Source organism: Psychroserpens burtonensis DSM 12212 (assembly GCF_000425305.1).
Lineage (GTDB): Bacteria > Bacteroidota > Bacteroidia > Flavobacteriales > Flavobacteriaceae > Psychroserpens > Psychroserpens burtonensis.
Genome location: NZ_AUDE01000017.1, coordinates 105,503 through 127,312, shown reverse-complemented (window position 1 = coordinate 127,312; position 21,810 = coordinate 105,503). Strand labels below are relative to the sequence as shown.

Genomic DNA, 21,810 nt, shown 5'->3' with positions numbered 1-21,810 from the left:
ATCAAAAAATGAATGAACGGCTTACAAATTTTGACTCATCTTGGATTAAGACAATAACATTTGACAATGGAAAGGAGTTTGCTCGGCATGGTGAAATAGCAAAAGACGTGAATGTCAAAGCATACTTCACAAGACCATATACCTCTCAAGATAAGGGAACTGTCGAAAACAGAATAGGTGTAATAAGAAGATTTTTTCCAAAGAAAACAGACCTTAGAGAAGTCTCAGCTAAGAGAATAAAAGAAGTAGAAAAATTACTAAATTACAGACCAATTAGAAAGTTTAATTATAATAACCCTATTGAAGTCCTAAATAATAAGTGTGTTGCACTTATGGGTTGAACTCAGCAAATATGAAAATTATACTTATTTTAATTACTAGCCTAGTCTTTACGGTTACAGGTTTTGCTCTAGAAACAAAGGCTAATATTGCAGTAGACTTTAAAATTAGAAACCTTCGAATGAATGTAGATGGTCATTTTGAAAAGACATCTATTGCGACTAACTTCACGTCTCAAGATATATCGCAATGGGTCTTATATGGAAATGTAGCTGTCAACTCTATCGATACAGATAATAAAAAGCGTGATACGCATCTCAATAGTGATGATTATTTTGATAGTACGACCTATCCTGAAACAAGGATAAAAGCCACGAATTTTAAAAAAACATCAAAAAATAAATATGATGTTACTGTTAATCTTACGATTAAGAAAACGACTAAATCTAGTACGGTGCCAATGGAGATTATCAACAGTAAAGAAGGCACTAATCTAAAAGCATATTTTGAAATTAATAGACTTGATTTTGAAGTAGGAGACAGTAGTTTTGTATTGTCTGATACCGTAAAAATTAATATAAGCAACACCTTAAAAAAAGAATAATTTGAATCACAAATCATCTCAAATTGATGTCCTTATCGTTGGAGGCGGATTGGCTGGTTTATCTAGTGCAATTCATTTATCAAAGCAGAATTTGAGCGTTTTAGTTATTGAAAAAAATAGCTACCCTAAGCACAAGGTTTGTGGCGAATATATTTCGAATGAAGTGCTACCCTATTTAGAGTTTTTAGACATTGATGTGTTTAAATTGGGTGCTAAAAAAATTGATAAATTTCAATTATCGACAACCAAAGGACAACTAATTTCAGCAGATTTGCCACTAGGCGGATTTGGGATTAGTAGATTCTGTTTGGATGAAGCCTTGGCAAACAAGGCGCTTGAAAATGGTGTGGAAATTCTTCAAGATGTTGTTGAAGATATTCAGTTTTCTAATGATGAATTTTCTGTAGAAACAAAAAACAACACTGTTTTTAAAGCGGCAATAGTTATTGGAGCTTATGGTAAACGTGCTAATTTAGATGTGAAATTGGATCGGAAATTCATAAAAACGAAGTCGCCATATTTAGCAGTAAAAACGCATGTAAAAGGTGATTTTCCAGAAGACGTAGTGGCACTTCATAATTTTGAAGGTGGATACTGTGGTGTTTCTAAAGTAGAGGATGACAGTATCAATTTATGTTATATAACGAGTTTTGAATCGTTTAAGAAATTCAAGGATATTGGAGAGTTTCAAGAGAAAGTAGTATCTCGAAACAGTCATTTGAAAACTATTTTTGATAATACTGTTCCTGTTTTTGAACAACCATTAACGATTAGTCAAATTTCATTTGAAGATAAAAAACCAGTTGAAAATCACATCCTTATGTGTGGTGATACTGCTGCATTGATTCATCCTTTATGTGGTAACGGGATGAGTATGGCAATTAGAAGTGCACAAATAGCATCGGTATTAATTATCAAATTTTTTAATTCGGAACTATCTACTAGAGAAGCTTTAGAAAAACAGTACCTTAGAGAATGGAATACAGCTTTTAAATTACGTTTAAAGACAGGTCATCTAGTGGCTAATTTATTTAATCAACCTAAAATTTCTGAACTATTGATGCAAGGCCTAAAATGGTTTCCGGGTATTTTACCTCATATTATAAAGAGAACCCATGGCAAATTAATACAAGTTAAATGAGTTTGTTAGTTAGTACAAAATACAGAAGCGAGGAAGATGAAATCATGGACGATTTGGATTATAATGGTCCAATACTTCACGATGCCCTGGATAAATTAGCGAAAATTAATCAATGGTTAGGAGGAAATATAGTCACTATTAACGGACTCAAAATAGCACTCAAAAATCATGATAAAAACAAAGTAATAACACTCATAGATTTGGGGTGTGGAGGAGGAGATATTTTGAGAGAAATAGCACGATTTGGGAAGCGAAATGGTTATAATTTTAAATTGATAGGGATTGACGCAAATCAAAATACAGTCGACTATGCCAATCGGTTATCACAAGCTTACGATAATATAGAATTTAGAGCAATTGATATCTTCTCTGAAGATTTTGAGCAACTCGATTATGATTTAGTGTTGACCACATTATTTCTGCATCATTTTAAGGAAGATGATTTGGTTACCTTTTTAAAACCTGTTTTAGAAAAGGCTAAATTAGGAATTGTGGTTAACGATTTACATAGACATAAATTAGCGTATTACCTTTTTAAATTACTGTGTACAACAATTAAAAATAAGACCATCGTTGAAGATGGATTAACCTCAGTATTGAGAGGGTTTAAAAGACCAGAATTAGAAGATATATCACAACAATTAAATGCCAATTATAATCTGCAATGGAAATGGGCTTTCCGTTTTCAGTGGATATTGAAGAAAAAATAATATGAGCGTAAAAATAACGTCGGTAGCAAAACAGCTACCAAAACATACTAGAGAAACTAAAGATATTATTCCCTTTTTGAATGTTTGGTTAGCCGATCAAGACGATCGTTTTAAACGAAAAGTAATCAAACTTTTTGAGAATGCTGGAGTGGATAGACGCTATTCTATAATGGATGCAGAGGACGTGTTTTTGAATACGTCTTTTGAAGAAAAAAATGAGATCTATTCTCGTGAAGTTATAAAGTTGGCAGAACAATCTTTAGTAAAAGCTCTAGATAAAGCAAAGCTAAAGCCAACAGATATCGACTATATCATAACCGTTAGTTGTACTGGTATTATGATTCCGTCTGTAGATGCCTATTTGATTAATAACCTAAAGATGAAACAGGATATTGTAAGACTACCTGTGACAGAAATGGGATGTGCTGCAGGAGTTTCAGGCATTATTTATGCAAAGAATTTTTTAAAAGCGAATCCCAATAAACGTGCAGCAGTAATTGCTGTAGAATCGCCAACGGCAACATTTCAACTCGATGATTACTCAATGGTAAATATTGTGAGTGCTGCCATATTTGGTGATGGCGCTTCAAGTGTGATTTTATCGTCTTATGAAAATGAAGAAGGTCCTAAAATTATAGACGAAGCCATGTATCATTTTTATGATGCTGAAACTATGATGGGTTTTAAGCTCGTAAATACAGGTTTACAAATGATTTTAGATAAAGCGGTTCCTGAGACAATTTCAGAACATTTCCCTAGGATTGTTCATCCGTTTTTAGAACGAAATAATATATCGATTGAAGATATAGATCATTTGATTTTCCATCCTGGAGGTAAGAAAATTGTACAAACCGTAGAAGATTTGTTTGGCTCTCTTGGGAAAAATATTGACGATACCAAAGAAGTTCTTAAACTTTACGGAAACATGAGTAGTGCGACAGTATTATACGTTTTAGAACGCTTTATGGATAAACAATTGCCTAAAGGCGATAGAGGCTTAATGCTAAGTTTCGGACCAGGGTTTTCAGCACAACGCATATTGTTAGAGTGGTAGTTTAATAATTATGACGTAGTTTTAATCAACTAGTAAAACAATGTTCAGTTTTGATTTTTTTGCTTAGTTCACACCGTTTTAATTTTAATAAATTTGTGTTCGTGAATCTCGTACCTCGATTTCGTTTTTTTATCAAGAACTGCGCAGCACATCATGAGGTCCTAAAAAATAGTATGGGCGAATAAAAAAATTTATAAATTTAGTTTGAGGAATAAGCGTCTATATGAATGATTTTCAAGATAAAAACTATTGGGCACTCATTTTAGGAGGCTCCAGCGGATTAGGTTTAGCTACAGCAAAAAAACTAGCTAAACATGGCATGAATATTTGCATCATTCACAGAAATTCAAGAGCACAAGAAGATGAAATCAATTCAGAATTTACAACTATAAAGGCTGAAGGTATTCAATTTAAATCGTATAATGTTGATGCTTTTAAATCTGAAAAACGAGAACAAATTATTTCAGAATTGAAAGCACTATTCACCTCAGAAGGTAACATAAGGACACTCGTTCATAGTGTCGCCAAAGGGAATTTAAAACCGATGATTTCCGAAGAAAAACCAACACTAAAAAACGATGATTTTAATTTGACAATTAACGCCATGGCTATTAGTCTATACGATTGGACTAAAGCTGTTTTTGACGCTCAAATATTTGCGAGTGATGCTCGAATTATCAGTTTTACAAGTGAAGGAAATACGAAGGCTTGGAAAAATTACGCAGCAGTATCTGCAGCAAAAGTAACTTTAGAAGCGATTACTAGAAATATTGCCTTAGAATTTGCACCTTTTGGAATTAGAGCTAATTGTATCCAAGCAGGTGTGACTGATACTGCATCATTACGAATGATTCCGGGAAGTGAGCAAATTAAAGAACATAGTGTAATGCGTAATCCATTTAAGCGCTTAACACGACCTGATGATGTTGCTAATGCAGTATATCTGTTATCAAAAGATGAAGCGAGTTGGATTAATGGATGCGTGATTCCTGTGGATGGAGGCGAACATATATCCTAGAATTAAATTGAAATCAATTGGCCACTTTGAGCGGCGTCGAAAGGTCTTATAAAAAAACATATTTGAATTGAACAATAACCAAATCATATCATTATTACCATATCAACAACCATTTCTATTTGTTGATGAATTAACGAGGATGTCTTCGGAAGGGATAACAGGACATTACACCTTCAGAAAAGATTCATATTTCTACGAAGGTCATTTTAAAAATAATCCAATTACGCCAGGTGTAATTCTTACCGAATGTATGGCGCAAATAGGACTCGTATGTTTAGGGATTTATATACTGAAAGATCAATTATCTGAAGATAATCAACCGCAAGTTGCGTTGACGTCGAGTCAAGTTCATTTCTTTTTACCTGTATTACCTGGTGAGAAAGTAACTGTGGTTTCAGAAAAAGAAGTGTTTCGTTTTAATAAATTGAAATGTAAAGTGAAGATGTTGAATGAGAAAAATGAATTGGTTTGTAGAGGACAAATATCAGGAATGTTACATATTCCTGCGAATGCAGAAATCTCTATAAAGCATGAGTGAAAACTCAAAACGGTGGTGCGTATATATAATGACGAATAAGAAGGAAGGAGTTTTATATATTGGGTGTACAAATCATATTATAGAAAGAGTTAAAGAGCATAAGTTTATAAAATACCCCAGAGCGTTTACTGCTAAATATAAACGTAACTTGTTAGTTTATTTTGAAGAGTTTGAAGATGGAGAAGAAGCTTCTATGAGAGAGATTCAATTCAAGAAATGGAAGCGAGATTGGAAAATTAAACTAATTGAAGATATGAATCCAAGTTGGATGGATTTGAGCATGAATTGGAATTTAGGACTAAATAAATTTAGAGATTAGAATTAATACTAAAAAAAGATTCCTGCCTGCGCAGGAATAGAGAATGAACAGAGTCGTAATCACAGGTTTAGGAGTCGTTGCACCAAATGGTGTCGGGCTCGATGCATTTTTAAAAGCCATTAAAAATGGAACATCCGGGATTACATTTCACCAACAACTAGCAGACTTGAATTTTTCGTGTTGTATTGGTGGTATTCCGCAAATTTCCGAAGAAAAGAAACTAGAGTATTTAACCCCTTTACAGTTAAGAGGTTTTAATAGTTCTGGGATTTTGTATGGCTGTATCGCTGGAATTGATGCTTGGAAAGACGCTGGGTTATCAGTAGAGGCAGATAGTGAATTAGATGTTGATAGTGGAACCATATTTGGGACAGGAACCTCTGGCGTTGAAAAATTTAGAGAAGCTATTTATAAGCTAGATGACAAACAAGTGAAACGGCTAGGAAGTACTGTCGTGGTGCAAACTATGGCTAGCGGAATTAGTGCGTTTTTAGGTGGAATTCTAGGATTAGGAAATCAAGTAACCACAAATTCGTCTGCGTGTACCACAGGAACTGAAGCTATTTTAATGGGTTATGAACGGATTAAAAACGGACAAGCAAAACGAATGCTCGTTGGAAGTTGTAGCGATGATGGTCCTTATATTTGGGGTGGATTTGATGCCATGCGTGTCATGACGTATAAGCATAATGACTCTCCAGAAAAAGGCTCTCGACCTATGAGTGAAAGTGCTTCTGGATTCGTTCCAGGTGCTGGTGCTGGTGCTTTAGTTTTAGAATCTTTAGAGAGTGCACTAGAACGAAACGCGACTATTTATGCTGAGGTTTTAGGTGGAAATATTAATTCTGGTGGACAACGCGATGGCGGTACAATGACAGCTCCAAATGCTGAGGCTGTGCAGCGGTGTATTAAAGATGCGATCACAAATGCTAATATTTCAGCAAATGATATCGATACGATAAATGGTCATTTAACAGCGACTTCAAAAGATGGTTTGGAAATTGAGAATTGGACCAAAGCTTTACATAGAAAAGGGGATGATTTCCCATATATCAACTCTTTAAAATCTATGGTTGGCCATTGTTTGGCTGCATCAGGAAGTATTGAATCTGTGGCAACTATATTGCAGCTTAAAGAGCAGTTTGTATTTCCTAATATTAATTGTGAGGATGTGCATCCTGAAATTTTAGAATTAATTTCTAAAGAAAAAATAATAACTAAATCATTGAAAACCGACTTAAATATTGCTGCAAAAGCTAGTTTTGGTTTTGGCGATGTGAATGGTTGTGTTATCTTTAAAAAGTATAAAAAATAATCCCATTGTCAGTTCGAGCGGAGTCGAGAACACTTGAAATCTCTCGACTTGCTTTGCAAGGTGCTTTCAATAAAAGTATATTTTCATTTTATCAATGAGCGAAGTGATGTAATGAAAAGGTATATAATGTCACCTTGAACGCAGCCGAAGTGCTAAAAAATAAAATGTTTAATTAAAAAGATTCCCACTTTCGTGGGAAACAAATATGACTAAAGACCAACTAATCGCAAAATTAAAAACCATTGTTCAACCCTATATTCAGGATGAAGACGCCTTTAATAATTTATCTGAAGAGACTGATTTTATTAACGATTTGAAAATCAATTCGGCGAATCTAGTCGATGTGATTTTAGATGTTGAAGACGAATTTGATATTAGAATCGAGAACGACGATATGGAAAAAATGATATCTGTAAGAGCTGCTATGGACGTTGTAAATGAGAAATTAGCAGCAAAGTGATAGGTAATGATATTGTCGATTTAAAATATAGTTCTACCGGTTGGGTACGTCCTCGCTTTTTAGATAAAGTCTTCACGCTAAAAGAACAAGCGCTTATTTTTTCTTCGGAACATCAACACCAAACAGTGTGGTTGCTTTGGAGTATGAAAGAGGCGGCGTATAAAATTCACGTTCGGCAATTTGGTGAACGTTTTTTTAACCCGACACGTTTGGTTTGTGATCTTATTTCTAAAGAGAAAGGACTAGTTAGGATAGATGATAATTGCTATTTCACGGAATCAACGGTTACAGAAGATTATGTGTATACTGTTGCTAAACAAGATCAAAATCAGGAGGTGTGTACCTCTATTTTTGAAACTAAAAAAGAAGAATATACGATTCAAAGTAACGTATTGAAGCAACAGTTACTAAAATCGATTTCTCAAATTGAAAAGATAGATCGCGATGTCTTAAGTATCAAGAAAACGGATCTTGGAATTCCTGAAGTATTCGTTAATTCTGTAAAATTACCAAAACCAATTTCACTAACACATTGTGGGAGGTTTTCTGGTTTTGCGTATGCTTGAGGCGCACTATGAATTCCTTGTGTATTACTCGTTTATTCTATAATTTTTAAATAGATAATCTCGTTTTTTTTGAACTGCTGATCATTCATAAAAAAAATATTCTCTCCATCTAAATCTGCTTCAACTAGATAATAACGCCCTTTAAAATAACTTCTTCTTACCGTTGCTTTAAGCATAGATTCGTCTACAATTTTAAGTTGATGCGCATAAATAATCTTATCATTTATGACATTAAACTCACCAAAAAATGACGCAATTAATGGTGTTTTAGGGTTTTTGTATAGAGCCTGAGGTGTATTGTAAGCTTCTATTGTATTGTTATTAAGTAGTATCAGTTGATCTGCAAATCCTAGAACATCATCCTTATCATGAGTGGCTACAATGCAGGTCACATTTTTATCTTTTAGATATTTATAAATATTACGTCTTAAGGATTGTTTTTTAAAATTATCAATATGACTAAAAGGCTCATCGAGTAAAATGATTTCAGGTTGTTTTGCCAATGCTCTTGCTAATGCGACACGCTGTTTTTGTCCGCCAGAAAGTGTTTTGACTTTAGTTTGAGCGAAAGAGGTGAGTTCAACAACGTCTAGTAATTCTGCTGTACGTTCTTTCTTTTCATTCGGAAAAAAATTAGAGAGAAAGGTTCCGATGTTTTCTTCTACAGAAATAAATGGCATCAAATCAAATTCTTGAGCCACATATTTCATAAACTCATAACCAACTACTAGGTTATGTTTTGGACCAAGGACCTCTATGTCTTTCCAGTGGATATTTCCGAAGTTAAGATCATATTCGCCATACAATACTTTTAAAAGTGTGCTTTTACCTGAACCACTTTCTCCTATAATGGCTAAGTTTTCACCTTGTTCAACTTTAAAAGATAAGTCTTTTAAAACAGGTGTTTTTTTATAAGAAAAGTTAAGGTCTTTTACGTTTAGCATAGCGTTACAAAAATACTATAAAAAAAGTCGCTCTTTGATGGAGTGACTTTTAAATATATTTAGAAAATTTTATCCTTTTACTCTTTCTTTAGTTTGACTTGGTAAGACGTCAAATCCCATATTATAAAGTGTAAATCCAAAAATATCTGCATACTGTTCAATAGTTTTAGTTACTGGAGTTCCTGCGCCATGACCAGCATCAGTTTCGACACGTATCAATGTAGGATTATTTCCAGTTTGTTTGGCTTGTAACTCGGCAGCAAATTTGAAACTATGTGCTGGTACAACGCGATCATCGTGGTCTCCTGTGGTCACCATTGTCGCAGGGTATTGCACACTTTCTTTTACATTATGAACTGGAGAATAACCTTTAAGGTAGTCAAACATTTCTTTATTGTCGTCTGCTGTTCCATAGTCATAAGCCCAGCCAGCTCCTGCTGTAAACGTATGGTAACGCAACATGTCTAAAACGCCAACCGCTGGTAATGCTACTTTCATTAAGTCTGGCCGTTGTGTCATTGTCGCTCCAACTAATAAACCGCCATTTGAGCCACCTCTAATCGCTAAATAATCTGATGAGGTATATTTTTCAGCTATTAAATATTCGGCAGCTGCAATAAAGTCATCAAAAACGTTTTGCTTTTTAAGTTGTGTTCCTGCATCATGCCACGCTTTGCCATATTCTCCACCACCCCTTAAATTAGGAACTGCATAAATACCACCTTGTTCCATCCATACCGCATTTGCGATGCTAAATGATGGTGTTAAACTAATATTGAAGCCTCCATAACCGTAAAGAATTGTTGGGTTTTTACCGTTAAGTTCTAATCCTTTTTTATGCGTAATAATCATCGGTACTTTTGTGCCATCTTTTGAAGTAAAGAACACTTGATTGCTTTCATAATCTTCTGGATTGAAATCGATGTCTGGTTTAACGAAAACTTCTGAAGTTCCTGTTTTAATATCATATTTATATATATTTCCAGGCGTTACGTAGTTCGTGAATGAGTAATATAACTCTGTGTTTTCTTTTTTGGCACCAAATCCGCCAGCACTTCCAACACCAGGTAATTCTATATCTCTCACTAATATCCCATTGTAATCGTATTGCATGACTTTAGAAACAGCATCAACCATATATTCTGCAAAGAAATAACCTCCACCTGTTGATGGGCTCAATACATTTTTGGTTTCTGGTATAAAATCCACCCAGTTTTCTGGACTTGGATTTGAAGCATCTACTGTGACAATTTTCTTGTTTGGAGCGTTTAGGTTGGTTACTAAAAACAGTTTGCTTCCAACATTGTCAATAGGAAATGTATCGCTATCTGCATGGTCTAATACGGTTATTAAAGGACTATTTGGTTTAGAAAGGTCTTTCATAAATAGTTTGTTTCCTGAAGTGGATACACTTGCTGTAATTACTAGATAGTTGTCATCTTCTGAAACATTACCTCCAACATAACGGTGTTTCTCTGCTGGTGTCCCTCCAAAAATTACAGCATCGTCTTTTTGTAATGTCCCTAGTTTATGGTAATATAATTTGTGCTGATCTGTTTTTGCAGACAATTCGCTTCCTTTAGGTTTATCGTAACTAGAGTAATAAAAACCTTCATTTTTGTACCAAGACATGCCGCTAAATTTGATATCGACTAAAGTGTCTTCAACGATGTCTTTAGTCTCTGTATTCATGACTAGAACTTTTCTCCAATCGCTTCCTCCTTCGGAAATAGCATAGGCCAAGGTTTTTCCGTCTTTTGAAAAACTTGCACCTCCAAGTGATATGGTTCCATCTTCTGTAAAGGTATTTGGGTCTAAGAACACTTCTGCAGTCTTTGGATTTTCTCCTGTTTTATAGCGATAGATAACATATTGATTTTGAAGTCCATTATTTTTATAGAAATAGGTGTAATCCCCTTCTTTAAAGGGAGCTCCTACTTTTTCGTAATTCCATAATTTAGATAAACGTTCTTTCAATTCTTTACGATATGGGATGTTATCTAAATATCCAAAAGTAGCTTCATTTTGAGCTTTTACCCAGTTTTCGGTTTCTGTGCTTTTATCATCTTCTAACCAACGGTAAGGATCTTTTACTTGTGTTCCGAAGTAATCAGTAATCGTATCTACTTTTTTTGTTTCTGGGTAATTTACCACGATATCTCGTTTTTGTTCCTTAGAGTCGTCCTTGCATGCGCTAAATGCTAGTGTCACTATTGCTATTAATAAAATGTTTTTCATAATTTATAAGTATTGATTAGTCGTTCTATCAAAAATAAACAAAAAAGCCTCTACAAATAAATGTAGAGGCTTTTTTAAGATATTATTAAGCTCTTTATTGCTTGATAAACTTTTGACTTTTTATACTGTTTCCCGAAACAATTCTTAAGATATAATTACCCGTATTAAGAGCGCTTACATCAATAGTGTTTTGACTTAATCTAGAGTTCATAATACGTCTACCGTTGATATCAAAAATAGTGTAAATAGCATTTTGAAGACTATCGGTACTAGATATTTTTAATACGTCTTTAGTTGGGTTAGGGTATATCACAAGATCGTTTACAAATGAATTTTCTAATGTAAGTGTGGCACCTTCAACAACTTCAAGAGGTGCGTTAATTGCTGGATCATTAATAATGTCTATGACACCTGATGGCCAGTAAATAGTAATATGGTCAATTCCTGTTTCAGTTCCGATTCCGAAGTGCGTATTTAAGGTGCTCATGTATTTAAATCCTTCTCCACTTCTTACATCTCTAATTTGAGTACCGTTAGTGGTTGTAATTTCAATTCTTGCCCCAATACCATCAATGTTACTCTGAACTCCAACAGTATTTATAGTAATCCAATTATTATTTGTTGTGAGATTCCAATAAATATTTCCATTATAATATGCATCAACAAAACCATCATTATTTAAATCTCCAAAAGATCCATTGGCGTAGTTTAGTTGACCATTATCAGCATCTTCGAATGTTAAATCACCTTTTCCGTAGAGAATTGTACCATTACAGAGGATATCTAAATAGCCATCATTATCAATATCATAGCTTACGTTTTCGTGACCATTTGGAGCACCACTGACGCCTGCACCTGGAGTCACATTAACAAAAACACCGTTTCCATCATTTCTTAACAGCTTATGGGTTCCTGAACTTGCTCCTACAAATGCGTCCATATCACCATCGTTGTCATAATCCCCCCAAGACGAAGACCATGTTTGCATAATATCGTCAAGTCCTAAAGCTGCGGCATTTTCACTGAAAGTCCCATCACCATTATTAGTTAACATGTTGTTTTTTCTTCGATCTTCACTACCACCACATTTTGCAATGAACATATCCATATCTCTATCGTTGTCATAATCTATCCAGATAGAACCATAGTTACCTCCAGAAGGATAATCACCTAAATTTACAGGTGCATTAGGAGTAACATTAGATTGGTAAAATGTTAGATTTCCAGAACCATCATTGATATAATAAACATTAGGCGCTACATCATGGCAGACAAACGCATCGAGGTGACCATCGTTATTGATATCTACAAAGTTAGAACGCTGAGAAAAGACGTAGTCTGAAGTAGAGGACTGTGTAAAACTAGTACCAGCACTATTTAATTTCATAAAGGTTACACCACTACCAGAACCATATAATAAATCTGTTTGTCCATTTCTGTCATAATCTGCAGCTGCCATACTCCAACTAGGCATGAAATCCGCACTAGGTGTAGATAAATCAACCTCATTGAAGCCTCCTGCGCTTAATTGATAATGAACTTTAACACTATTTTGAGATACAGAGATGATATCATCTAAATGATCTCCATTCATATCAACTACAGCTAGGTCATAATCATTAGCAGACATTGGTTGTGTTGAGAAATTTACACGCGAATCAACTAAAGTAGTAAACGTTAAAGGCCCAACCCAATTGCTATAATCTGAACCTCCACAGAAACCTCTAACAAAAACCTCGTAAGAAGTGGATGAAGATAATCCAGAAACGGGGTAAGGATTATTTAATGTTGTAGAAATTCCTGAGCTAGTAGGTACTCCAGAACCAGTATCCTGAATAACAATTTCCCAATTTGTTTCTGTACTTCCTGGTTGCCAATTAACATTTGCAGTATCTGTATTAATATTAGATACACTTAGGTTAGAAACATTAGGACAAGCAGGTGGTGTTTGTGAACTTATTGTAGGAGAGTTAAAACAAAAACCGTATCCCCAAATGTTATTATCGTCATAAGAAATCCGATATCTAAAATTACTTAATTGATTTGGACTAAAGGATGCAATATTTAAAGGAGCGGAATTAAATCCTTCATAAGTTCCAGAACAGAAATTATCTGTTGGTGGGTTTTGAGTTCCTGATATTTCATTTCCCCAGTTTACCCAAGAACTTGAGTCTGCATCCCAATATTGAATGATTAGAGTTTCACCAAAATCATGAAAAACATAACTAGATCCAACTGAAAGCCAGCTTTCGTCAGCATTGAAGGCAGCTGTTAAATTTATGATTGGAGACTCTGCTGCGATATCATCATTGTGACCGTTTTGAGCATCGTCATCATCATATGCAAAGTTTGACGTTACTGTTGGATTGGCTTCAAATACATTAGCATCTGTTAAATAGTCACCTGTAATACTCCAATTGGAGTTAGGCCAGTTCGCAGGTTGATTTAATGTTTGGGAATAGCTAAGAAAAGCACTAAATAATAAGAGAGCGAGAGTAATTTTTTTCATAGTCAAATTAAGTATAGTGCATAAAAGTAACAAAAAAGCCTCTAAATCGTTAATTTAGAGGCTGTATTATTTAGTATTTTATAAATTTTTGACTCTTTATCGAAGAACCTGATACAATTCTTAAAACGTAATTACCAGGCGATAATTTGGAAACATCAATGGACGACTCTTTAAGTTTAGAATTCATTATCCTCTTACCCGTTATATCAAAAATTGTGTAAATCATATTATCATTTAATTCTAAAGAATTAATATTTAATACATCTTTTGCTGGGTTAGGATAAATAACTAATTCATTTGTTAAAGAGTTTTCTAAGCTTAATGTATCTCCTTCAATAACCTCTAATGCTCCATTAATTGGTGGGTTTGTGATGGTATCAATGATACCAGAAGGCCAATAAATAACAACACTATTAATTGTATTATCTGCACCAATACCAATATGAGTGTTTAAAGAATTCATATATCTAAACCCGTCACCACTTTTTACATCTCTAATTCTAATACCAGAAGGCGTATGAACTTCAACACGAGCTCCAATACCATTTATATTACTAACAGTCCCTGTTGTATGTATTTTAATCCAGTTATTATTACTTTCAGCATTATTATAATAAATAGCTCCTGAGTTAAACGAATCAATATAACCATCATCATTTAAATCCCCAAAAGAGCCAGAACCCGGAAATACATTCGTATAAACATCAAATGTCATATCACCTTTTCCGAATAAAATATTATTACCAGAGACTAAATCTAAATGACCATCATTATCAAAATCAAAAGTCACCGTTTCTGTAGAAGTACTAGTTAGAACATTAATACCTGAACCGGGTGTAATATCTGTGAACATTCCATTATCATTTCTCATAAGTTTATGAGGTCCAGAGCTGGCTCCTACAAAAACATCCATATCACCATCGCTATCAAAATCACCCCAAGCAGCAGACCAAGTTTGCATTGGATCTGCAAGGCCTATAGCGAGAGCATTTTCGGTATAATTTTCAGTTCCGTCATTGGTGTGCATTTCGTTAACTCTACGAGCAACTTCTCCACCACATTTAGCAATAAATAAATCTAAATCTCTGTCATTATCATAATCTATCCAAATAGATCCATAATTTCCACCAGAAGGATAATTTCCTAGCCCGCCTTGGTTGAACGTTAAATTGCCACTACCATCATTTAAGTAATACACATTTGGAGCAACATCATGACATACAAAAGCATCGAGGTTACCATCATTATTTATATCTACAAAATTTGAACGTTGAGAGAATACATCTTGAGGTCCAGAAATTTCTGTAAAACCAGTTCCTGTGCTATTTGCCTTCATGAAAGTAACTCCATTACCACCACCGTATAATAAATCTGTATAACCGTTTCTGTCGTAATCTGCAGCCCCTAAGCTCCATGTTGGAGGGAAATCTGCATTGGTGGTTGTAATGTTTTTAGTTGTAAAACCACCACCAGTATTTTGTTCTCTAATATTAATATTATTTGAAGAGATAGAAACCATGTCATCAAGGAAATCACCATTCATATCAACTATTGCGATTCTATAGCTTCCTGAGGCTCCCGAAGATTGTGAATCAAAGGTAATAGGTGCAGGAGGAGGAGCAACAAAATTAGAGGTTTCTAAGCAGAAAGCGACATCAGAGTTTAACGCATAATCATAAATTTGAATGATTAACTCATCGTTAATAGCCCATCCAGATATGTTTTCACTTACAAAGGTATCTGTACACGAAATTTCAATTGTTCCCGTTGCATCCCATATTGTTATTCCTGGGTTTCCAGGATTTCCAGAGGTAAAAAACAACCCAGTACTTGTTGCTGTCCATGTAAAGAATTGATCATTGGCAGAACTCGTACATGACCCTTGAACACCACTATCTGTAGTTCCGTCAGTTGAAAAAGGCAAATAAAAACTTTCCGTACCACAACCAGTACCTTCAGGGGAAGGCGTAATTGGGATTGCACCACTTATATTATCGTTAGCAGGTTGCCCAAAAGATGGGATACAAAGTGCTATCGCTAAAACTGTTAAGATGAGTAATTTTGATTTCATAATTATAATAATTTTATTTTATTGACAGTCTATATTAAGCGAGTTTATCCATTCTTCTATTAATCGAACGCCTTCTTCATGTTTAAGCGTTCTACCTATGATTGGCATTCTATTTTGTTCTTCAATTGAAGTTACTCTATACCTTAGCACAGAAGCCTCTAGATTTCCAGGAGCAACTATAAATGATGTACCTTCAATTTGCGTATCTGGCTCTACACATACACCTTTATTAGTATCATCTTCACTCTCATGGAAAGCAAAGCGTATTGGTCTATACTCACAATAGCTTTCTTCTGAGTGGCAATGCGCACAATTAATATCTAAATAGGACCGCAATCTTAAATCTAAATCAAGAGATTCATCATCCCACTTAACTGTAGAGACTATTGAAGTAGGGAGATTATTTTCTAAGTAACCTACTTCAATCCATTTTTGTAATTGATTTGCAGCGCCATCTGGATAGCTTAAATCTCTATTTAAGTTTTGTGGTTTTGGACCTATTGGCACAGGAGTACCAAATTTATTATGACATGCAAAGCATTCATTTCGTGACGGAATTCTATAAGTAACAGTATTCGTTACACCGTTTTCTAGCCAATCAACATTTGTAAAGCTTCCCGAATTCGTAAAAGTTGCTTCGGTTTGTTCATCATTCCAAACATATTCTGCAAAATCCCAACCATCTTGAGTGAAATACATTAATCGAGTTTCTATAATGCGTGTTGTATTGTTTGGTAGCACATTGTCGTAATAGAAGTTTTTGATTAGCACAGACCCAATAGGAAAATCTAAAGGCGTAAAATCACTATTGTAATTTGCTTTAGAGCCCTCAGGCATCCATACAAATCGCTTTTTATGAGCATAATCTGAAAATAAACTAGAATTTAAATCATAAGGGAAAACACCAAATGATGGGTCTAAATCTTTCATTACACCATCAAAAAAGTTATATTCTGAAAGTGTATTAAATGGAACCTCTTCTAAATTAAAGTTTACAGTAGATACAGGTGTCACTGTGATATTAATTGTTCCTGTTCCGCAGTTATTGTTGTCATCACAAATTGTATATTGAAATGAGTCGCTTCCCACAAAATCATTGTTAGGTGTGTACCGAATAACATCGTCTGATGGATCGTTTGGAGTTGTATTAGGATCTAAAACTTGGGCTGTTCCGTTTTGAGACGTTATGGTGTTTAGTAACCCACTACTAGGAACATTAACATCATTGGACAAAACATCAATTGTAATAGAACTGTTTTGAGAAACCTCTATACTATCAGAATTTGCCTCAATTGTTATTGCTACATAATTATCGTCGTCACTACAGGAAAATAAACCTAGGGCGAACGTAAATATGCTTAAGAATTTTAGGTATTTTTTTAACATTTAATGTGCAATTTGGATAGTAAATATAAATACAAACCAATAGTCTTTATAATTAATTAGTTGTAATACACTTTTTATCAGACAACAAGAGTGAATTTGTTTATAAAATCTATTAAACTCTGTCCTATTTATACATAGTGTGGTTTTCATAATTATAAAACATCTTGTATATGAAAAACCCTACCTAATTATTTGAAGTATTTATAATCAATTTTGTTTCAATAGATACTCTGTTATTTGAATTGTATTTGTTGCAGCACCTTTTCTAAGATTGTTATTTACCACCCATAAATTTAGAGTATTAGGTTGAGAACGATCACGACGAATTCTACAGACAAAAACATTTTCTTTGCTTTTAAAAGAAATACGTGTTAGTTATAGATATAAAACAATAATTAATCTTGGGTTTTTTTTTATTTTGAAATAAGTTTTCTCATATTGACAATCCCAATAATTTTTTCTGTCGTTTTAAGCCCAATAACCTTTATAACTTCCAATCTTATAACATTTAAAAGTGTGAACCATGAATGGTTGTAATGATGAATACAATATGTGTTTTTTGTTTTAAATACTTGACGTGTTTGATGATCTTTAGGGCTAAAATATTCGGAAGGAAATAAAAACAGAGAACTTTTATCTTCAATTAATATCTCAATACCTTGAACCTCAATATATTTGAGTTGAATTATCTTCTTGTATTTCTTAATTTGAGAACGCATTACAACAGGTAATATCTCTTGATTATAGCTTCCGTCTTCTTTTATAAAAGATTTATTATCATAATGTTCTAAACAACCTTTAATCCAATCAGTCCCTTTTTGTGCACCAATAATAGCAGCTTCAATATTATTATCACACTGTAATCCAACGAAATACGGTAAATCAAGTAGTTCGTCAAAGGTTTTTAAAACTTCAACATCACTATCTAAATAAATACCTCCATAGTTGTAAAGAGCATGTAATCTTATGTAGTCTGCTGCAAAGGCATATTGTTTGGCTTCAAAAGCTTGTTTAGTCCATGTTGTTGAGTTGATGTCAAATTTATTTGTATCCCATAAAACAAATTCGTAATCTGGTAATTTATTTTGCCAAGACTCGATACATTTTTTAATAACTTTTGGGTATTCGTCGAAACTTAACCAACAAAAATGGATAATTTTTGGAATCATAATTGTTTTTTAAATGTATTTGTTTTTACAAGTTACATTTTATAAGAACTTACAACAAGTTATTAGCAACTAAATATTCGGCAATTTGAATTGTATTTGTGGCAGCACCTTTTCTAAGGTTGTCACTTACCACCCATAAATTTAGAGTATTAGGTTGAGAACTATCACGACGAATTCTACCGACAAAAACATCATCTTTTCCATTGGCATAAATTGGCATTGGGTAAGTATTTACATCAATATTATCTTGGACGACTATTCCTGGGGATTCATTTAATAAGTGTCTTACTTCGACTATATCGAAATCATTTTCAAACTCTACATTTATCGATTCACTATGACCTCCAGCAGTTGGTATTCTTACAGCGGTTGCAGTTACTGCAATTGTGCGATCATCGAATATTTTTTGAGTTTCTCTCACTAATTTCATTTCTTCTTTAGTGTAGCCATTCTCTTCAAATACATCACAATGAGGAATTGCATTTTGGTGAATTGGGTAAGGGTACGCCATTTCACCTTTTATTCCAGCCATTTCATTTTCTAATTGTTTAACCGCTTTCACACCAGTACCTGTTATAGATTGGTAAGTAGAAACAACAATACGCTTGATTTTGTATGTATTATGCAGAGGAGCTAAAGCCATAACCATTTGTATGGTAGAACAGTTTGGATTTGCAATAATTTTATCTTCGGAAGTTAATTGAGCCGCGTTAATTTCTGGAACAACAAGTCGTTTTGATTGATCCATTCTCCAAGCCGAAGAGTTGTCAATAACAGTAATGCCAGCTTCAGCAAATTTTGGAGCCCATAGCAAAGACGTATCACCTCCAGCCGAAAATAACGCAATATTAGGCTTCATATCAATAGCTGTCTGCATTCCGACAACTTTATAATCGTTTCCCTTAAACGAAATTAATTTACCAATAGAGCGCTCTGAGGCCACTGGGATTAATTCTGAAACAGGAAAATTACGTTCTGCAAGAACTTTAAGCATGACTTCGCCAACTAAACCAGTGGCACCAACTATAGCTATTTTCATTGTATGAAATTTTAAGCTATAAAATTATAGATTTTATTAGATTAAATCAGTTTAACAAGACACTTATTTTTAATAAATAAAGCGTTTTGTTAAAACTAGTGTTTTTGATTTTAAAATTTAATTTTTAAGAATTCAACAAGAAAAAACCGCTTACATGTGAAGCGGTTTAAGTTTAATTAAATAGGTAATGTAGCGGTTAGCTAAAAGCCCTTATTTTTTTAACGAGTCTCTAATTTCTTTTAAAATATCGAGCTCAGAGGGTCCTGCTGGAGCTTTTGGCTCTGGCGGAGTTTTTGTTTTATTGTATGCTTTAACAATCATAAATAAAACAAGACCTACAATAATTAAATTGATGATTGAATTTACCCATTTACCGTACATGACAGCATTTTCTGGTTTTATGATTTCACCATCTGCTCCAATTGTCGCAGGAGACAGGACGTGTTTTAGGTCAGCAAAATCAACTCCTCCAGCAAAGTTTCCTATTACTGGCATCATAATGTCATTTACAAATCCGTTAATTACCATTCCCATAGCTCCTGCTAGGATTACAGCAACAGCTAAATCAATGACATTTCCTGTCATTATAAATTTTTTAAATTCTTTAAACATAATTTGGAATGTTTTGTTAGTTAGTTATAGGACTCCAATTTAGTTAAAAAGTCACATAACACAATAAAAAGATATTAACCCTTTATAAGTAAGCGTTTAACGCGTTGAGAAATCGCAGTGATTATCTCATATGTAATTGTATTTGTAGCATCTGCAAATTGAGAGGCATTTGGGTGATTACCAAAGATTATAACTTCATCCCCTTCGTGACAATTAATATTAGTTATGTCAATCATAATCATATCCATGCAGACATTACCTATGATTGGTGCTTTGTTTCCATTCACAGTGACAAAGCCTTTTTTATTTCCATATTGTCTGCCTATTCCATCTGCGTGACCAATTGGTATGGTCGCTGTTTTTTCAACTCCCTCACTTTTATATGCTCTGTTGTAGCCTACAGTTTCTCCTTTTTCTATAGTATGAATCTGAGAAATCACAGACTTAAGTGTTGCGATAGGTTTTAAATTTTTATTTTCTTCTTTAGAATTTCCAAAACCATACAATCCAATTCCAGTTCTAACCATATCTAAATGCGCTTCAGGATAGTTTAATACACCAGACGTATTTGCTAAATGAAGCATGGGTTGGTAACCGATAGCTTTAGAAAATTCTTTCGAAATAGATTTAAATGTTTTTATCTGTCGTTCTGTAAACGTTTTTTCATTAAGATCTTCGCTTGCCGCCAAATGAGAAAAAATAGATTTCACTTTAATGGCAGACGTTTCCAAAGCTTTAGAAACGATATAGTCTACATCATTTTCAGAAAACCCTAATCTATTTAAACCTGTATTAAATTTAATATGAACCGGATAGTTACTTTGCTTTTCTTCGGAAGCAATAGCGATAAACTCATTAAAGATTTTAGCACTGTACAAACTGGGCTCTAAGCAACGCTCAATTACGGTTTTAAAATTTATAGCTTGTGGATGGAGCACTAAAATAGGTGTTTCAACACCAGCATCCCTAAGCGCAACACCTTCACTAGCATAAGCCACAGCAAAGTAATCTACTTCTAAACTTTGAAGATAATTGGCAACTTCATTCGCATCACTGCCATAAGCAAATGCCTTAACAACCGCTAATATTTTGGTGTTGTTATTAAGCTTTGATTTAAGATACTCAAAATTGTGTTTTAGTGCTTTTAAATCAATTTCTAAAACAGTTTCTCTAGCTTTAGGCATTTGATTTACCATCTTTATTAGGGATTTCCTCAGCTTCATTTACATCCATATGACTTACTTTTTCACGTAACATTGCTTTGTAATAGGCGCCTCTACTTAGGGGTTCATATTCATCAACTTCTCCCAATAAAACGAGTGCGTCACTTGAGGCCTTTCTGTAGCTGTATTGTGCTAAATTTCCGGTTCTAGTGCAAACAGCATGAACTTTAGTAACATACTCGGCAGTTGCCATTAAACTTGGCATAGGTCCAAAAGGATTACCTTTAAAGTCCATGTCTAATCCAGCGACAATAACACGAATGCCCTTGTTAGCTAAATCATTACAAACTCTAACAATTTCATCATCAAAAAATTGTGCTTCATCAATACCAACGACATCGCAGCCATCTGCCAAAATTGGAATATTTGCAGCCGCGGGAACAGGCGTAGATCTTATTTCGTTAGAATCGTGAGATACGACCATATCTTCATCATAACGCACATCAACAGTAGGTTTAAAAATTTCAACCTTTTGTTTTGCAAATTGAGCACGTCTGAGCCTGCGAATTAACTCTTCGGTTTTACCAGAAAACATTGAGCCACAAATGACTTCAATCCATCCAAATTGTTCTTTATGATTTACTGTATTTTCGAGAAACATTTCGTAATTTTAAC

General features: G+C 34.2%; 21 protein-coding genes and 1 pseudogene. 11 read left to right on the top strand and 11 right to left on the bottom strand.

Features of this window, described 5'->3' with window-relative positions; all coding sequences use genetic code 11:
* The 11 genes from H593_RS0108050 to H593_RS19965 all read left to right on the top strand — a co-directional run.
* Positions 1-341 (top strand): IS30 family transposase (locus H593_RS0108050; protein WP_157588803.1); only part of this gene is annotated, 341 nt, incomplete at its 5' end.
* An 11-nt stretch (positions 342-352) separates the two neighbouring features.
* Complete coding sequence (locus H593_RS0108045) at positions 353-883, top strand: YceI family protein (RefSeq protein ID WP_028871986.1); 531 nt, start codon at positions 353-355, stop codon at positions 881-883.
* A 1-nt stretch (position 884) separates the two neighbouring features.
* Positions 885-2,024: an NAD(P)/FAD-dependent oxidoreductase gene (locus tag H593_RS0108040; RefSeq protein WP_028871985.1), complete on the top strand. Its 1,140-nt coding sequence runs from the start codon at positions 885-887 to the stop codon at positions 2,022-2,024.
* Positions 2,021-2,734 carry a methyltransferase domain-containing protein gene (locus H593_RS0108035; protein ID WP_028871984.1) on the top strand — a complete coding sequence of 238 codons (714 nt, stop codon included), beginning with the start codon at positions 2,021-2,023 and terminating at the stop codon, positions 2,732-2,734. The genes H593_RS0108040 and H593_RS0108035 overlap by 4 nt, the downstream gene beginning before the upstream one ends.
* 1 nt (position 2,735) lies before the next feature.
* Positions 2,736-3,788, top strand: a complete 1,053-nt coding sequence (locus tag H593_RS0108030) for a type III polyketide synthase (RefSeq protein ID WP_028871983.1) — start codon at positions 2,736-2,738, stop codon at positions 3,786-3,788.
* A 223-nt stretch (positions 3,789-4,011) separates the two neighbouring features.
* The gene (locus H593_RS0108025) at positions 4,012-4,806 is read left to right on the top strand and encodes an SDR family NAD(P)-dependent oxidoreductase (protein ID WP_028871982.1); all 795 of its coding nucleotides are present in this window, start codon (positions 4,012-4,014) and stop codon (positions 4,804-4,806) included.
* 67 nt (positions 4,807-4,873) lie between these two features.
* The gene (locus H593_RS0108020) at positions 4,874-5,344 is read left to right on the top strand and encodes a 3-hydroxyacyl-ACP dehydratase FabZ family protein (protein WP_028871981.1); all 471 of its coding nucleotides are present in this window, start codon (positions 4,874-4,876) and stop codon (positions 5,342-5,344) included.
* Positions 5,337-5,663: a GIY-YIG nuclease family protein gene (locus H593_RS0108015; RefSeq protein ID WP_281168562.1), complete on the top strand. Its 327-nt coding sequence runs from the start codon at positions 5,337-5,339 to the stop codon at positions 5,661-5,663. The genes H593_RS0108020 and H593_RS0108015 overlap by 8 nt, the downstream gene beginning before the upstream one ends.
* A gap of 43 nt (positions 5,664-5,706) precedes the next feature.
* A complete protein-coding gene (locus H593_RS0108010) occupies positions 5,707-6,978 on the top strand; it encodes a beta-ketoacyl-[acyl-carrier-protein] synthase family protein (protein WP_028871979.1) in 1,272 nt (423 codons plus the stop codon).
* A gap of 205 nt (positions 6,979-7,183) precedes the next feature.
* Positions 7,184-7,438, top strand: coding sequence for an acyl carrier protein (locus tag H593_RS0108005; protein WP_028871978.1), 255 nt, complete (start codon positions 7,184-7,186; stop codon positions 7,436-7,438).
* Positions 7,435-8,004, top strand: a complete 570-nt coding sequence (locus H593_RS19965; protein ID WP_051229662.1) for a 4'-phosphopantetheinyl transferase family protein — start codon at positions 7,435-7,437, stop codon at positions 8,002-8,004. Before H593_RS0108005 ends, H593_RS19965 begins: the two co-directional genes overlap by 4 nt.
* 32 nt (positions 8,005-8,036) lie before the next feature.
* Here the strand turns inward: H593_RS19965 and H593_RS0107995 are convergent, their stop codons facing one another.
* The 11 genes and pseudogenes from H593_RS0107995 to H593_RS0107950 form a co-directional block, all read right to left on the bottom strand.
* The gene (locus tag H593_RS0107995) at positions 8,037-8,948 is read right to left on the bottom strand and encodes an ABC transporter ATP-binding protein (protein WP_028871977.1); all 912 of its coding nucleotides are present in this window, start codon (positions 8,946-8,948) and stop codon (positions 8,037-8,039) included.
* Between the two features lie 69 nt (positions 8,949-9,017).
* Positions 9,018-11,186: a prolyl oligopeptidase family serine peptidase gene (locus H593_RS0107990; RefSeq protein WP_028871976.1), complete on the bottom strand. Its 2,169-nt coding sequence runs from the start codon at positions 11,184-11,186 to the stop codon at positions 9,018-9,020.
* A gap of 94 nt (positions 11,187-11,280) precedes the next feature.
* Positions 11,281-13,695 (bottom strand): FG-GAP-like repeat-containing protein, encoded by a 2,415-nt coding sequence (locus H593_RS0107985; protein ID WP_028871975.1) that lies wholly within the window; start codon positions 13,693-13,695, stop codon positions 11,281-11,283.
* A gap of 70 nt (positions 13,696-13,765) precedes the next feature.
* The gene (locus H593_RS0107980) at positions 13,766-15,766 is read right to left on the bottom strand and encodes an FG-GAP-like repeat-containing protein (protein WP_051229661.1); all 2,001 of its coding nucleotides are present in this window, start codon (positions 15,764-15,766) and stop codon (positions 13,766-13,768) included.
* A gap of 18 nt (positions 15,767-15,784) precedes the next feature.
* Positions 15,785-17,152 carry an Ig-like domain-containing protein gene (locus H593_RS0107975; RefSeq protein ID WP_037051779.1) on the bottom strand — a complete coding sequence of 456 codons (1,368 nt, stop codon included), beginning with the start codon at positions 17,150-17,152 and terminating at the stop codon, positions 15,785-15,787.
* A gap of 207 nt (positions 17,153-17,359) precedes the next feature.
* A pseudogene (locus H593_RS21225) lies at positions 17,360-17,503 on the bottom strand (aspartate-semialdehyde dehydrogenase); the annotation flags it as partial.
* Between the two features lie 62 nt (positions 17,504-17,565).
* Entirely contained in the window at positions 17,566-18,321 is a 756-nt protein-coding gene (locus H593_RS0107970) for a glycosyltransferase family 32 protein (protein ID WP_028871972.1), read from the bottom strand.
* Between the two features lie 49 nt (positions 18,322-18,370).
* Positions 18,371-19,360 carry an aspartate-semialdehyde dehydrogenase gene (locus H593_RS0107965; RefSeq protein WP_028871971.1) on the bottom strand — a complete coding sequence of 330 codons (990 nt, stop codon included), beginning with the start codon at positions 19,358-19,360 and terminating at the stop codon, positions 18,371-18,373.
* Positions 19,361-19,570: 210 nt separating this feature from the next.
* The gene (gene mscL / locus H593_RS0107960) at positions 19,571-19,972 is read right to left on the bottom strand and encodes a large conductance mechanosensitive channel protein MscL (RefSeq protein WP_028871970.1); all 402 of its coding nucleotides are present in this window, start codon (positions 19,970-19,972) and stop codon (positions 19,571-19,573) included.
* 74 nt (positions 19,973-20,046) lie between these two features.
* On the bottom strand, positions 20,047-21,156 hold the full coding sequence (gene alr, locus H593_RS0107955) for an alanine racemase (RefSeq protein ID WP_028871969.1): 1,110 nt from the start codon (positions 21,154-21,156) through the stop codon (positions 20,047-20,049).
* Positions 21,149-21,796 carry a thymidine kinase gene (locus tag H593_RS0107950; protein WP_028871968.1) on the bottom strand — a complete coding sequence of 216 codons (648 nt, stop codon included), beginning with the start codon at positions 21,794-21,796 and terminating at the stop codon, positions 21,149-21,151. Before H593_RS0107950 ends, alr begins: the two co-directional genes overlap by 8 nt.
* Positions 21,797-21,810 lie beyond the last annotated feature (14 nt).